The organism is Halomonas colorata, from assembly GCF_014897985.1.
Lineage (GTDB): Bacteria > Pseudomonadota > Gammaproteobacteria > Pseudomonadales > Halomonadaceae > Vreelandella > Vreelandella colorata.
Map to the genome: position 1 here is coordinate 1 of NZ_JABUZA010000023.1, position 13854 is coordinate 13854.

At 55.5% G+C, this 13854-nt stretch carries 12 protein-coding genes and 1 pseudogene; 3 read left to right on the plus strand and 10 right to left on the minus strand.

Features of this window, described 5'->3' with window-relative positions; all coding sequences use genetic code 11:
• From INT33_RS12240 to INT33_RS12265, 6 genes are all read right to left on the minus strand, one after another.
• Window positions 1–401 (minus strand): transposase (locus INT33_RS12240; protein WP_193091994.1); only part of this gene is annotated, 401 nt, incomplete at its 3' end.
• 189 nt (window positions 402–590) lie between these two features.
• Window positions 591–1487 carry a hypothetical protein gene (locus INT33_RS12245; protein WP_193091995.1) on the minus strand — a complete coding sequence of 299 codons (897 nt, stop codon included), beginning with the start codon at window positions 1485–1487 and terminating at the stop codon, window positions 591–593.
• Window positions 1488–2005: 518 nt separating this feature from the next.
• Window positions 2006–3094 (minus strand): TniQ family protein, encoded by a 1089-nt coding sequence (locus tag INT33_RS21570; protein WP_193091996.1) that lies wholly within the window; start codon window positions 3092–3094, stop codon window positions 2006–2008.
• On the minus strand, window positions 3094–3978 hold the full coding sequence (locus INT33_RS12255; protein ID WP_089691204.1) for a TniB family NTP-binding protein: 885 nt from the start codon (window positions 3976–3978) through the stop codon (window positions 3094–3096). The genes INT33_RS21570 and INT33_RS12255 overlap by 1 nt, the downstream gene beginning before the upstream one ends.
• The gene (locus INT33_RS12260; RefSeq protein ID WP_193091997.1) at window positions 3975–5903 is read right to left on the minus strand and encodes a Mu transposase C-terminal domain-containing protein; all 1929 of its coding nucleotides are present in this window, start codon (window positions 5901–5903) and stop codon (window positions 3975–3977) included. The genes INT33_RS12255 and INT33_RS12260 overlap by 4 nt, the downstream gene beginning before the upstream one ends.
• Window positions 5896–6576 carry a TnsA endonuclease N-terminal domain-containing protein gene (locus tag INT33_RS12265; protein WP_193091998.1) on the minus strand — a complete coding sequence of 227 codons (681 nt, stop codon included), beginning with the start codon at window positions 6574–6576 and terminating at the stop codon, window positions 5896–5898. The genes INT33_RS12260 and INT33_RS12265 overlap by 8 nt, the downstream gene beginning before the upstream one ends.
• Before the next feature lie 141 nt (window positions 6577–6717).
• On the opposite strand from INT33_RS12265, the pseudogene INT33_RS12270 reads away from it, so the two are divergent.
• Window positions 6718–7380 (plus strand): annotated as a pseudogene (locus INT33_RS12270) (ATP-binding protein); the annotation flags it as partial.
• A gap of 24 nt (window positions 7381–7404) precedes the next feature.
• Here INT33_RS12270 and INT33_RS12275 read toward each other — a convergent pair.
• From INT33_RS12275 to INT33_RS12285, 3 genes are all read right to left on the minus strand, one after another.
• Complete coding sequence (locus tag INT33_RS12275) at window positions 7405–8235, minus strand: sulfurtransferase (RefSeq protein ID WP_193091999.1); 831 nt, start codon at window positions 8233–8235, stop codon at window positions 7405–7407.
• Between the two features lie 89 nt (window positions 8236–8324).
• A complete protein-coding gene (locus tag INT33_RS12280) occupies window positions 8325–8903 on the minus strand; it encodes an NADPH-dependent FMN reductase (RefSeq protein ID WP_193092000.1) in 579 nt (192 codons plus the stop codon).
• Window positions 8904–8931: 28 nt separating this feature from the next.
• A complete protein-coding gene (locus INT33_RS12285) occupies window positions 8932–9927 on the minus strand; it encodes an alpha/beta hydrolase (protein WP_193092001.1) in 996 nt (331 codons plus the stop codon).
• A gap of 206 nt (window positions 9928–10133) precedes the next feature.
• Here INT33_RS12285 and INT33_RS12290 point away from each other — a divergent pair, with 206 nt between their 5' ends.
• Window positions 10134–12308, plus strand: coding sequence for a malate synthase G (locus INT33_RS12290; protein WP_193092002.1), 2175 nt, complete (start codon window positions 10134–10136; stop codon window positions 12306–12308).
• A 67-nt stretch (window positions 12309–12375) separates the two neighbouring features.
• On the plus strand, window positions 12376–12801 hold the full coding sequence (locus INT33_RS12295; protein WP_193092003.1) for a PaaI family thioesterase: 426 nt from the start codon (window positions 12376–12378) through the stop codon (window positions 12799–12801).
• An 84-nt stretch (window positions 12802–12885) separates the two neighbouring features.
• Here the strand turns inward: INT33_RS12295 and INT33_RS12300 are convergent, their stop codons facing one another.
• Window positions 12886–13854 (minus strand): substrate-binding domain-containing protein, encoded by a 969-nt coding sequence (locus INT33_RS12300; RefSeq protein ID WP_193092004.1) that lies wholly within the window; start codon window positions 13852–13854, stop codon window positions 12886–12888.

The following is a 13854-nucleotide window of genomic DNA, read 5'->3' on the forward strand; positions in this document are numbered from 1 at the left end:
ATGAAGTGATGCCACAGCAACTCATGGGCCTTCACTATTGCTTGCCGATCGGCGTTCTGCTCCACCCGGCACAGCGTTGACTTGCCTGCCAGCGTATCCTCTTCACCGAGCGCTGTCTGGAGGGCCTGATCATAGCGCAGGGCCTCATGGTCGTTGAAATCTTCGTAGCCAGCAGCGACACCGAACACCCGCTGACGAACCAGAGTGTCGAGCTTATGACGAACCTGTTTCGGTGCACGGGGGTCATGAAGCACGGTGGCCAAGCGGCGTGTCAGGCGATGGTGTTTATCGACTTCACGAAGCAGGAGTAATCCGGCGTCCGACGTGATGTGGCCCCCGGAGAAGTCGGCTTCAATTTGGCGGCGAGAGAGTGGCGAGAAGGTCAGCTTTTCAGGTACCATTTTGGAAGCGGCTGTTGGTGTTGGTTTTGGTGTAAGGCCCTGAAACGTTAACACTTTCAGCCGCTTTCTTTTATACCCTGTGAGAAATCCGGGCTAGGCTCCCTTGTCCTGCATGAGGTGCTGGCTAAGCTCCTCATGTATTTGACACTAAAAGCCACTTAAGACGGCTAGTGGGAGTCGATGATGGTTTTATAAAGCAGGCAGCCAGTAGCTCACACCGTTCATGGTCACCTGTACCCCGTCTCCTGAAAGCTCTATGGTCTGACGACGTAGTGCTTTTTTGGACAATTTCTTGTCATGAAAATATTCCATGGCTGTGACGATCCATTGCTCCCTCCAGTCCTCTCCTTGATCAGCACACTTCGCCATTTTCATCATGGAGCGAGCCAACTTTTCTTTCCGCCGTTTTCTTACTCGCTTCTCATCCACTCTAGGGGCTAGTGTGGTGGCATGTTGGCGATTTAAAAAATTGGTAAACCCCGTCACCGAGGCTGCTTGTCCGGGCACCGCCTGCAAATAGTTGTCCACATCACCCTGTTGAGGTAGCCGCTGCCCCTCCCGGTCAGTAGCGAGTAGCAATGCGGCTGCTGCTCTTAGTGCAAGTCGTGCGGAGGTGTGGGACGTTTTGCCCGCCTCTATACGGGTTTCCAATTGCAGCCAATAGGCTTGCAGCACTTGGTCTGATAGCGAAGCGGACGGCATAGAACTGAGACACGCTTGAATACGTCTTTTCTCAGAGTCGATCTTCTTTGCTTGGTGATCCGGCTCTACCCCTTGCTCTTCATGCAACCATCGCATGGGAAGCCTAACACGCCGCAACCCCTCTGCCCCAAAGTGATGGAGCAGCTCCGAATAGCTCGGTATCCGTGACCATGCCTGGTCAATCTCAAGGAAGAACGAGAAGAAATGATTGATCTTGAGGGCAGCCTTATGCGGCCCTGTGGTACGAATCAGCCATTCACCAAATTTCCCAAATGCCTCACGTAACGCTTTGGTGGTGAGACCGGCTTGGCCAATGGAAATCCGCTTGCGGCATGTTCGTGTCCAGTAGCAGGGCTCACAGACATCGCCTCGACCGGCTGGCATAGGATGGCCACACGATGGACAGGCGATCTCACCTTGCTCATAACAGGCTTTACACAATGCGTCACCGCTGGATGTCATGACCAATAAGCGATGCCGACGACACGCAGAGCAGGTACCGTGATCTGCCGTCGCACAGCTTGGACATAACCGATGATCATGCCCCATACGTGTCACTCGGGTAAGACGTTGAGATGCTTTCCCACATGCCTCGCAGGGTTCTGGTTCTTTGAAATAGGGAGCGCAGGCGCTACAGACAGGGCCGTAGGGAGTGACCTTGCCGATGTTGTAGTCTGAACTGGCTTTTCCACATCGTGCACACGGTTTGTCAACATCGCACTGACGACAGACGGCGTCTGGGTCATTTTTAGGCAGACGGGCTAACTCGCCACATCGTGGGCACATCCGCCGCTTAAACACACGAGCATAGCAAGTTGAGCAGTAACCATGACCCTTATGGCGTCGCCACAATTTGGAGACATCTCGACCACACTCATCGCAGTCTACCGTTTGATGTTGCTTCAAGAGGTTGGCTCCGCTTTCATTCTCCGTTTTAAACGCGCCCATGAGGCTCTAACTGCGCGCTCCGACATGGGGCGATGAGCTAGTGAAACGCGGCGGCGATGCGGCCCATGAGGGTGGTGAGACAACCGCGATAACAGTGGTAACAACACAATGGGGGGTGACTTTCGGGGATCATGAAGCGTGCTCGTTTTCACTTTGAACGCGACCAACGCACTGAACGTTTCCTCAACCCCTATGCTCATTAACCGCTCAACCGCCGCCAATAAAGCACGACGCTCGCTGACAGGCAAAAGCTCAAACGCTAACCCAGACAAAGGCATCTGGCTATTCGTAACCGAAACGCCCAATGACAGAAGCGCATCGCCGAGGGGTGAGGCAGGCCGCCGACTTGCACGCCGTACAACGCCAATAAAGAAAGTCACCATAGAAAACCAATCGGCGGGTGTGATAGAGGCCTGCCTAAACGCCACCTTATTCTGTTCTAAAACACGATCAGCCATCACTTGGAAACTGAGCGCTTCAGGTAAAGGGGACGTGCATACTGCTTTTCTAAAATCCTCATGACACCGACTGCATTGAGCTAAATGTTGATCTTCCGCTGTCAGGCGATGGGGCTCTATAGGGGCCTTGCATGCCGGGCACTCATCTACCAGCTGCACCCCATGAAAGCGGCACCCAGTGTGCCAAGCGAATCGCCAGTGCCGGCGCAAGTAGGGGGTTGAGTCCTCTGCCAAGCACAACGTGCATACCTGTTGTCCTCCATGGCGGGTTCGATTTCGGCTGCCGAGTGCCAACAACCAGGGCCAAGTCCGGGTTTCCGGTAACGAGTAACCGACCACTTTCTCACAATCGTCCCGCATCCCCGCTTTCTGAAACTTAGCGGAAGCATTCCCCGAGGCATTCACTAATGGGCGCATTCTTGCAAGGGGTATTTCCCTATCAATGTCCCTCGTCCATATACGCCATGTTGGCCAAATAGCCCCGGTGAGCGACAAAGGATCACACCCCTGTCGCAACGCCGCCCGAACTAGCCATGATGAAAGGGACTCTTCAGGCAGCAGGGGCACACTCAGCGCCCAGGGCATTACAGCATCACTTCCCTAATGCCACGGGTGGGCCGCACCCATGATTTACTCTGAATAATTTTCTCATCGATGCACTCAGCTCCAGACAAAATAGCGGCATTTGCACACTCAATCAGCAGCCGGTGCAGGTCACCCAAATTACCGCCAGAAATCGCGTGGAGCTGAGTAGCTAATTGTGGCTCATGCAGTTGGGAAGGGTGTTTGAGCGGTAGGATCTTCTCAAAGCCAGCAAGCAGCTTCTGAAACTCCTGATTGAGCTCCCACTTCGGTAATGCAACCACATCAAAGCGACTCGCATGCTGCGGGTCTGAATGCAGCACACGCACAGCATCCTGCGTACCCACACCAACGATGGGAATCATTAACTCGTTGCATAGGAGCTTAATGGCATTCATCGTTTCCCGCTGCTTGACGGCTCCACCGGTTAACAATGAGTGGAACTCATCAATGATCAACAAGCGGGTATGGCAAGCCCGCAGTTGATGAATCACTTGGTAGCGTAGCTTGGGTACCGGGTCTGAAGGCCGGTAGGGAGCCCAAAAGCTCTCTAGCACTGCGATATAAAGACTTTTCTCATCGGCACTCGGTGGGGCTTGAGTGACGATCACTGGTTTCACCGGTTCTACGTCTTCATTCACATAGCCTTCACCGTACTGTTTACGAAACCGTTGAACGATGGTCGTCTTTCCGTTGTTGGAGTCACCCACGAGCAAAAGGTTAGGCATACGAGGACGACTAGGCTTCTCCATCAGCCCACGCATGACCTCAATGACACGATTGGCCAATGGATACCCCAACCATCGAGGTTGATCCATAAACTCCATTCGCTCTTTAGCGGACAGCCCCAAGACATGACGAAGATCAGGATGAAGGTGTGTGCTCATGATATGTCCCAGTTCACATCGATATCACCCGATAAGAGACCGTCTGCCTGAGCGGGTGACTCTTTGGGGGCCGCGGTTGAGGGCGCATGTAAAAGGGGATCGGCAGGCGTCACCTTTTTCTCATGCTCTTTACGTCGTTGTGCCTGACGGCGACTTCGCTTGGTACGTGCTTGCGACTCCTCCACATGGGTTCGCAGTTCACTAATAGCGCGTAGAATTTCAGACTCATTGACCGAACTCCTGCCTTCCTGGCGAAGGCGTGCTTTGGCCTGGGCATGCTCCCAAACACTCATTGAGGGGAGAGCGAGATTGGCAAAGGGCACACGAAAATACTGCCCGAGCTCCGGGTCTTTGAACCAAATGACGCTAATGTCACGAGGGTCACGCCGAAACACAAAGGTGCGTTTCTTGTTCGGCGTGTCTGGATCTTTGGCATTGATCCATGGCCTGAGCGCCTCATCGTAATAGTTCATGCCATCGATGGTCACACCAAAAGTCTGGATCGTGCGCTGAAAGCTGGGCAAAAAATCGAGCAGTACAGAAAGTCTATCAGCAGGCCGTGGCGCTAAGCCCACTCCCTGCACATCGGCATTGCCAAACACACCGACTTCCCATTTCCGCATCGGTGACATACCAATCCCAGAATGAAGACGCTGGTGGTAAACCTTACAAATCAACGTCACCAGCCACTCTTCAAACTCGCTTTTCGTCATGGCCGCGTGCTTCTCTGGATCGTACCCCTCTTTCTCTTTAATGGAGGAGAAGGTCGTCCCAGGCAGGTTATGGATCTCTTTGAGAAGAGAGCCCAGCAACCGCTCGATGTGGCCACCGTAACGAGGCTGCTTAACAGGCCGAAATTCAAGATTGATTCCATAGGCTAGGCATGAGCGCCGAAACGTCTCTGAGCGAAAATCGGGGCCGTTATCGACATGAATCGTGGCGGGAGTGCCCCATACCGGCCACTCAGCCTCCACGTTATGCAGCAGCAGCCATTCATCTTTAGGCAGCATTGATTGAGCCACACACATGCCGACGGATGTTTCAGAGGGTGGATCAAACGATAAGTAATACCCCGTGACCACACGGGTACACACGTCCATGGCCAATGTGATCCATGGTCGACCAATCGGTTTGCGATGCACGTCATCGACTAAAATAATATCGGCAGGCGTGTGGTCAATCTGCATGACCGCTAGCGGGTAGTCCGCATTGGGAAACTTCCCAGCCGCTGGCTGGAACTTGTTAATGGCTTTGTCTCTAAAGCCATGGCCACGCAACCGGTCACGCTCTGGAATATCCCGCAGACGAGCACGAACGGTACCAGGGCTCGGCGGGTCGATGCGCCGTTCATGGCAACGCCGCATCACTTCCTGTACCGCTTTTTGCGCGGAGGGACGCTGCAGCGTCAGGTACACCTCTTTGATGACTTCCTGAATGACCGCCTCGGCATGCGCGGGGATACGCGACTTACCCTTCTTCCATCCTGGCTTTCGAGGAATCAATGCAAGCACCGAGCCCGTCGCCTTGTACCGCTTCAACCAACGATAAATCGTGGCCGTATCCACCCCCGTTTGTTTAGCACGCTCTTCCGCTGCATCTCGCCCTACGGTATGACGATCCACCAAGGGCTTAATGATGGAGAGGCGATGCTCAGCCTCCCGCCAATCGGCATCCCCAATCTCAGACATATCCTGCTCAAGGGGGGCAGGTCCGCTATGGAAAGGCGTTAATTCACTGATGCGAAGCGGACAACTACGCCCGGACTCAACGGCAATACCAATGACCGTCTCAAAATCGAGCACCTGAGAAATTCGGTAAACGGTGTCATCTTTCTGAACCTGCTCGCCCACCGTGATTTGCAAGTGTTGGCGTGTTTGGGCAACACCGTTACTGGGTTCAGCTGTGATGTCACGATGATTATTCATAATCGGGTATCCACACCTCTGATAGAGGGCTAAAGGATTGAGCCATATCGCAATCTAGTTGCCGAGTCGCCAGCAGGTGCCATAAGTGTGCAATCCCCTCTGCCCGATAAATGTCACCCATGAAGTGCCGAGACAGCAGGTAATCCAAGGTCGCCACCCCCATCTCCCTCACCGTATTGAGCACTGCCTGGCTTTCAACCGAGGGAAACACCATTCGTTTGTAGCGCGCCAAGAAGGTGATGTTGTCCAGGGTCTTATCACGAATGCGGCTCTCGTCATGAATGCTAAACGACCACCCCTCGTTGCTGGCATGCCGCATCGCCGCCTTCCATTTAGGCGACCATTCACGCCAATGTGCTTGCCACTTTTCCCGTGGTTTGACCTCCACCAGGAGAGGTTTTGGGTAATCCCTGTAATCACGGTTACCGAGACGGTAATAAACCAAATAATCCGGCGTGTAGGTGTAGCGCCTACCGGTCCCGGGATGATGAAACGGAATCTCGCACGGCTGGGAAATCACACCAAGGACGCTTACATCAAAGTCAGCCTTGATGAGGAAATCACGTTCGAGCGTCGACTCGAACGCAATAGACTCCTCCCCGCGAAAGGCATAGTAGCCAGACACACTTCGTCGGGTAGGGCCGATTTTACGAACGGAAGTAGGCAGTGGCATGAGCAGTCGCACCAAATATTGAATAAAACGTGACCTGTCGCAGTAATTGCTATTAATTCTGTCGCATTCAATCCTGCACAGACTACCATAATAGCCCGATATTACGCTCTGAGGGTCGCATTAATTGCTGAAAATGACAGTGGCTCAAAACCCAAGCCGGGAGAAATCTCGCTTGCCCACCACGGCGTGCTGTTTTTAGACGAGCTGCCGGAATTTTCCCGCAACGTGTTAGAAGTTTTAAGACAGCCGCTGGAAACGGGCGAAATACATCTGGCCCGGGCAAGCCATGAACGCCGTTACCCGGCGCAGTTTCAATTGGTAGCCGCCATGAACCCCTGCCCCTGCGGGCATTTAGGCGACCCACGCCAGCGCTGCCAGTGCACCGCCAGCCAGATTCAGCGCTATCAAGCGCGGCTTTCCGGCCCGCTGCTGGATCGTATTGACCTACAGGTCGAAGTCCCCGCGCTACCGCCTGAACAGCTCACCGCCCAAACCCAAGGTGAATCGTCCGAGGCGGTGCGCGAGCGTGTGATGGCGGCAAGAGAGCGTCAAATGGCACGTGGCGCGCTCAATAGCCAGCTAGGCGGCAAGGCACTGGAAGCCGCCTGCGACTTGAACGATGAGGAGCGCACCTGGCTTGCCAGCGTGCTGGAAAAGCTCAAGCTCTCCGCCCGCGCCTACCACCGAGTGCTGCGCGTGGCGCTAACGCTGGCTGATTTGCAGGGTGAGCCCAAGCCCTCCCAAGCGCACCTGATCGAGGCCATCGGCTATCGACAATTGGATCGAATGCTGGGCAAAGGCTGAAGGCGCATGAAGTAAGGCCTGCCCTCAACTTTCGTGGCGGCCGCTCATCACCCACGCCGTCCATGAACCATCGAACAGCGCAAGATGCTCGTACCCGGCAAGCTCCGCGGCCACCCACACAATGCAGGCGGTGATGCCGGAGCCACAGCTGAAGGTCAGATGATCCGACGGCTCAAGCTCTTTGCTGCGCATGAGCGCTGCAATCTCCTCCCGGCTCTTGAAGTGTCCGTCTTCCAGAACCTCGGTAAAGGGCAGATTAAAAGAGGCAGGGATATGCCCACTGGGGAATTCTGGGCGGGGCTCGGGGCCCGCCCCTGAAAAGCGCTCGGCACTTCGGGCATCTACCAGTTTAAAGCGCTGCTGCGAAATATTGGCGTAGACCTCGTCCACACTGACCACGCTCTCGTTGGCCTGTAGCACAGGGCGGGAAGACAGCGGCGCTGGCGCTGAATAACCGTGCTGGACTGGCAACGACAGCGAAAGCCAGTGAGGCAGACCGCCATCCAGCAGTTTTACCTTCTTGAAGCCCGCTTGGGTAAGCAGCCAATAGGCCCTCGGGGAGGAGTAAACGCCTCGATTATCGTAAATGACGATCTCATCATCAGGAGCCAGGCCGAGGCCTTGGCACGCCGCCTCCAGCGCCTCTTTTGCGGGCAGCGTATGTGGAAATGCCGCCTCGCGGTCGGAAAAGACCTGCTCGATATCGAACTCAAGTGAGCCGGGTATTTTTCGATCATCTTCCGGTACATGAGCCGCAATGGGGCTGTTAGGTAGCGATGCATCCAACACCTTGGGTGGTGTATCACTCGCTAAGCGATCCAACAGATCATGGGCACTAATCAGAATATCCGACATAAGAGGAAACTCCTTTGAGTTGGGGCGGGCGCCCTCGGTGGCCAAGACACTGGAAACCGCCTGCGCGCTTGATGATGAGGAGGTAGAAGTTACGCGTTGGCACGCGCCAGAATATCCACTAGCCGCTGGCAGAGAGCATCAAGCTTTTCGCTATTGGCTTCTTCGATAAGCGCGCCCGTTTCATCAAAAGCAGTGTGCGCTTTGGATAGTGACATGGGCTGGGGCAGTACGATCAAACCCAGATTGGCGAGCAGCTGCTGGGCCAGTGGCATAGCGCGAATGCCGCCTAGGCCACCAGGGGATGCCGATACCAGCGCGGCCCATTTACCTGAGTAAAGTGCCAGGCCCGGCGTGTCTTCATAAGGGCGAGACAGCCAGTCCAGCGTGTTCTTCAAAAGCGGGGTGATAAAGCCGTTGTATTCGGGCGAGGCAATAAACAGCGCCTGGTGATCGGCCAATAGCTTACGCAGTTTAAGCACGTTCTCGGGCATGCCTTGGGTTTCGATATCTTCATCAAACAAGGGGCACGGGTAGTCTTTTAAATCCACGAACGTTGCTACACCGCCCAGCGCTTCAATACGCTTGGCCACTAGCTGGGCTAGCTGCTTATTGAGTGAGTCCTGGCGGCTACTGCCTGCAAATACTAATACCTTGGGCACTGCTGTCATCTGTTAACACTCCTGTTAAGTCAATGGCTTATTGGTCGGTAGCCTCAGGATTACCGGCGGGCATCCCATCAATAAACGTATTGATGGCTTCAAACAGCACCTGGCGAATCGGCTCTGCCTCGTTCACCAAATGGTGGCGCGCATCTGGATGGTAGTGAACCTCGGCGGCGGTAAATTTTTCCGCCAGAATGTTCAGGTTCCATTCCCAATCCACCGTTAAATCCTGCTGCCCCTGCAAAATCAACACCGGTATATCCACAGGCGCGAGCGCCAGCAGGCGTGGCATCCAGCGGCGCATGGCGCTCACCCAGGCAACGCTCAATCGCTCGGGCTGCAGCGGGTCGCGGTCACGTAGAAATTCGGTAAACGTTTCATCGGTCGAGTTGGGTCGATATTTACGCGGCAGCTCTTTTAAAAACGGGCTCGCGATTAAATGCACCCAGCTGGCCTGGCTCCACCGCCAGGGGCGCACCAACGGCGCCAATAGCACTAAACCATCCCACCCGGATTCCTCACGGCGGGTTAACGCGTCGGTGGCCAAAATGGCGGCCCCGGTGCTTTGCCCAACCCCCAGCCAAGGCTTAGGGGCCATCCCCAATGTTTGCAGAGTATTCTGCATATGTGTCAGGCAGTGCTGGTAGTCGTCGAAATCTTCAATTTCCGCCCGTGGGCCGCTTGAAAGGCCGTGACCCGGTAAGTCCCATAGCACTACCCGCCAGCCTTTCGCCAATAGGTGCGCCAATAAATGTCGATAAAGCCCTAAATGATCGAAGTAGCCGTGCACCACAAACGCCGTGCCGGACGGCTTGGGCGGGCTCCAGACCTGGCACCACAGGCTAAAGCGCCCGGTATCGATAAACCCTGCATGCACCTCATCGGTGCCTTTCAGGAGTTTTTCAAGATCATAGTGCAGGAAATAGTCCTGCACTATGTTCCACAGCGCCTCACCCGGTATTAATCGAGAGAACGCTGATTCGCCTGATGCTTGCCGAAACAAGCCTTCCAGCTGTTGGAAATCCTGCATCCCTGTCTCTCCGTGAACGCCCTACTTCCATTATTTTAAGAAGGCCACTCTGGGCCTCTTCTCATCATTTGGTCGAGCATTTTACTGCTTTAAGGTCTACGCTGTTTACATGCCCAACCAGATATGGAAGTATTTTCCATAAATATATTTTCACTCTAACTGTGGCCTTCAAACAATCCACGGGCATCTTCACAGGAGAACTCCCCATGAGCGAGCGTATCACGCACCACCGTTTACAGGTGGCCGCCGAGCTGGACCGTTTTATTAATGAACAGGCGCTACCCGGAACGGGTGTGGATAAAAGCGCTTTTTGGGCCGGTGTCGATGCTCTGTTTCATGATCTGACCCCAAAAAATCGTCAATTGCTAGCAGAGCGTGATGCGCTGCAGGAAAAACTCGATACCTGGCACCGTGAAAACCCCGGCCCGATAAGCGATATGTCGGCTTACCGTGCGTTTTTAAAACAGGTCGGTTACCTGGTAGATGCACCGGCCAACGTGAAAGCCAATACTGCCAACGTGGACCGTGAAGTGGCACTTCAAGCCGGCCCGCAGCTGGTGGTGCCGGTGAGTAACGCCCGCTACGCCCTGAATGCGGCGAATGCGCGCTGGGGCAGTCTTTACGATGCGCTCTATGGCACCGACGCTATTTCCGAGGAAGACGGCGCGGAAAAAGGCACCAGCTTTAACCCCAAGCGCGGCGCCAAAGTCATTGCCTATGCGCGAGGCGTTCTGGATCGTGCTGCGCCCTTGGCCACCGGCTCTCACCGCGATGCGGTTAAATACGCGATCCGCGACGGCCATCTGGTGGTTACGCTGGAAGGCGGCCGGGAAACCGGGCTAAAAGATTCAGCCAAGCTGATTGGCTTTACCGGTGAAGTGACGGCACCTGAAGCTATTTTGCTGGCCAATAACGGCCTACACCTGGAAATCCAGATCGACGCCAGTCACGCCATCGGCAAAACCGACCCAGCGGGCGTGAAAGATGTGGTAGTGGAAGCCGCGCTGACCACCATTATGGATTGCGAAGACTCCGTGGCCGCCGTGGACGCCGAAGACAAGGTCGGTGTGTATAGCAACTGGCTCGGCCTGATGAAGGGCGATCTGGAAGAGAGCATCGACAAGGGCGGCAAAACCTTCGCACGCAAGCTGCACGCGGACCGCACCTGGGACACCACCGAAGGCGGCAAGGTGACACTGCCCGGCCGTTCGCTGATGTTCGTGCGTAACGTGGGCCACTTGATGACCACACCAGCGATTCTGGATGAGGATGGCAACGAGCTGCCGGAAGGTATTCTCGACGCCGTGGTGACCTCGTTGCTTGCCCTGCACGATCTGAAAAAAGACGCCGATCAGCCGCGCAATTCGCGCACCGGCTCAGTGTATATCGTCAAGCCCAAGATGCACGGCCCTGCTGAAGTAGCGTTTGCCAACGAGCTGTTTGGCCGCGTGGAAGACCTGCTGGGCATGAGCCGCGATACCCTGAAAATGGGCATCATGGATGAAGAGCGCCGCACGACGGTTAACCTCAAGGCGTGTATTGCCGAGGCCTCTTCACGCGTGGCATTCATCAACACGGGCTTCCTCGACCGGACCGGCGATGAAATGCATACCGCGATGGAAGCGGGCCCGATGGTTCGCAAGGGCGATATGAAAGGCGCCAAATGGATCGCGGCGTATGAGAAGAGCAACGTGCAGGTAGGCCTTGCCTGCGGCCTGCGCGGTCGCGCCCAGATCGGTAAAGGCATGTGGGCCATGCCCGATTTAATGCACAACATGCTCGAACAGAAAATCGGCCACCCGAAAGCCGGTGCCAACACCGCTTGGGTGCCTTCGCCCACGGCCGCTACCCTGCACGCGCTGCACTATCATCAGGTGAACGTGACCGACGTTCAGCGCGAGCTTGAAGACCTGGGCGAGCCTGACTTCCTGGATGATCTACTCAGCGTGCCGGTGGCTGAAAACGCCAACTGGTCCGATGACGAGAAGCAGCAGGAGTTGGACAACAACTGCCAGGGCATTCTGGGTTACGTGGTGCGCTGGGTAGAGCACGGTGTGGGTTGCTCGAAGGTGCCGGATATTCACGACGTGGGCCTGATGGAAGACCGCGCCACGCTGCGTATTTCCAGCCAGCACATCGCCAACTGGCTGCATCATGGCATTGTCGATGAGGCTCGCGTGAAAGAAACCCTCAAGCGCATGGCCAAGGTCGTCGATGAGCAAAACGCCGGTGACCCCACTTACACCGCGATGAGCAGTCACTTCGAAGACTCTACCGCCTTCAAGGCCGCCTCTGACCTGATCTTCAAGGGTCGCGTGCAGCCGTCAGGCTACACCGAGCCGCTACTTCACGAGTGGCGCCAGGTGCATAAAGCCAAGTAAATCGGTTTCGTGGTACAACTAGCCCCAAGGCACATGCCTTGGGGCTTTTTTATGAAGGATAACAATAATGACAGTGATGAACGTCGAGCAGATCGAGCAGTTCCTGGATGAAGTATTTCCTCAGCGGATGGGCCGAATCGAGAGCGTAGGCGAGATGTGTGCCACGATGCGCTTAACGGTAGGTTATGAACACCTGCGCCCCGGCCCCCGAGTAAGCGGCCCCACGATGATGGGCTTTGCCGATGTAGCGCTGTATGTGGCGATTCTGGCCCAAATCGGCCCGGAACCCATGGCGGTGACCAGCGATTTCAACTGTCACTTCCTGCGCGCCGCTTCAGGCGAACACGACATTATCGCCCACGCCAAACTGATCAAGCTGGGCCGCCGATTAGGCGTTGGCGAGGTACAGGTTTTCTCCGCCGCGGATGACACCCGCCCGGTTGCCCATATCACCGCAAGCTACGCTCTGCCCCTGGAACGCGAACAGCGCTAACGTTAAAGCCGCTCTCAAGACAAAAAACGCCCCGCCCTTGGCCATTCACTAGCTCAAGGGCGGGGCGTTTAGCGGCCGGGGCGTTTAGTAGGACGCTTCTGGCTCGTAGTACTCTTCTACATTGTCGAGGGTGATCAGGTCAGCGTTAAGAATGAGCCGTGAAGGCACGCCGTGGTACATATCACCCAGATGCTCGCCTTTAACACCGTGCACCGCTAGCGCCATGGCAGAGGCAATCATGTTCGGCGGATAGGTTACGGTGCCTTTAACCATCGGGTGCTCGTTACGGATCATTTCAATCACGCGCTGAGAACCGCCACCGCCCACAATCAGCTTTATATCGTCGCGGTTGTTTTCATCCACTGCCTGAAGCGCCGAGATCAATACGTCATCGTCACCCGCCCAAATGGCATCCACTTCCGGGTTACTGCCCAGCAGGTCTTCCGTTACGCTAAGCGCCTGCTGTGGGTTCCAGTTGGTCGTTTGGGAGGCCAGGATAGTGATATCGGGATAGTTTTCCATCACTCGATTAAAGGCATCGACACGCTGGCTGTTGATGGGAATAGGCGGGCCTTCCAGCACCAAAATATTGCCCTCGCCGCCCAGCTCTTCAGCAATATAACGCGCGGCGTGATCGCCCAGGCCGGGGTTATCGCCCGCAATAAAGACGTCTTGCGCAGGCGTTTCAAGCTCGCGGTCGACCACAACGGTGTAGATGCCTTCATCATAAGCTTCGGAAATAACCGCCTGAAGCGTTGCCGGGTCGTGTGGCAAAATGACCAGCGCATCCAGATTGCGAATCATCAAATCTTCCACGTTAGAGACCTGAGTCGTGCCGGAGTTGGCGGAAAGCACGGTAAAGCTCACATCCGGATACTTCTCACTCAGGTCGTCGGCAGCTTGCTGTGCCCACCACAAAAGGCCTGCGGTCCAGCCATGGTCAGCGGAGGGTACGGTGACGCCAATATGGTAGTCGTCGGCCAGCGCCAGGCTGGATGTGCTTGCCATGGCCGTTGCCAGCGCGGCAGTCTTGAAAAGGCGTGATAGTGTCAT

Coding starts and splice junctions, on each gene's coding strand:
- INT33_RS12275 (WP_193091999.1), bottom strand. CDS start 8,235: ATGTCGGATATTCTGATTAGTGCCCATGATCTGTTGGATCGCTTAGCG.
- INT33_RS12255 (WP_089691204.1), bottom strand. CDS start 3,978: ATGAGCACACACCTTCATCCTGATCTTCGTCATGTCTTGGGGCTGTCC.
- INT33_RS12300 (WP_193092004.1), bottom strand. CDS start 13,854: ATGACACTATCACGCCTTTTCAAGACTGCCGCGCTGGCAACGGCCATG.
- INT33_RS12265 (WP_193091998.1), bottom strand. CDS start 6,576: ATGCCACTGCCTACTTCCGTTCGTAAAATCGGCCCTACCCGACGAAGT.
- INT33_RS12280 (WP_193092000.1), bottom strand. CDS start 8,903: ATGACAGCAGTGCCCAAGGTATTAGTATTTGCAGGCAGTAGCCGCCAG.
- INT33_RS12245 (WP_193091995.1), bottom strand. CDS start 1,487: ATGCCAGCCGGTCGAGGCGATGTCTGTGAGCCCTGCTACTGGACACGA.
- INT33_RS12260 (WP_193091997.1), bottom strand. CDS start 5,903: ATGAATAATCATCGTGACATCACAGCTGAACCCAGTAACGGTGTTGCC.
- INT33_RS12290 (WP_193092002.1), top strand. CDS start 10,134: ATGAGCGAGCGTATCACGCACCACCGTTTACAGGTGGCCGCCGAGCTG.
- INT33_RS12295 (WP_193092003.1), top strand. CDS start 12,376: ATGACAGTGATGAACGTCGAGCAGATCGAGCAGTTCCTGGATGAAGTA.
- INT33_RS12285 (WP_193092001.1), bottom strand. CDS start 9,927: ATGCAGGATTTCCAACAGCTGGAAGGCTTGTTTCGGCAAGCATCAGGC.
- INT33_RS21570 (WP_193091996.1), bottom strand. CDS start 3,094: ATGCCCTGGGCGCTGAGTGTGCCCCTGCTGCCTGAAGAGTCCCTTTCA.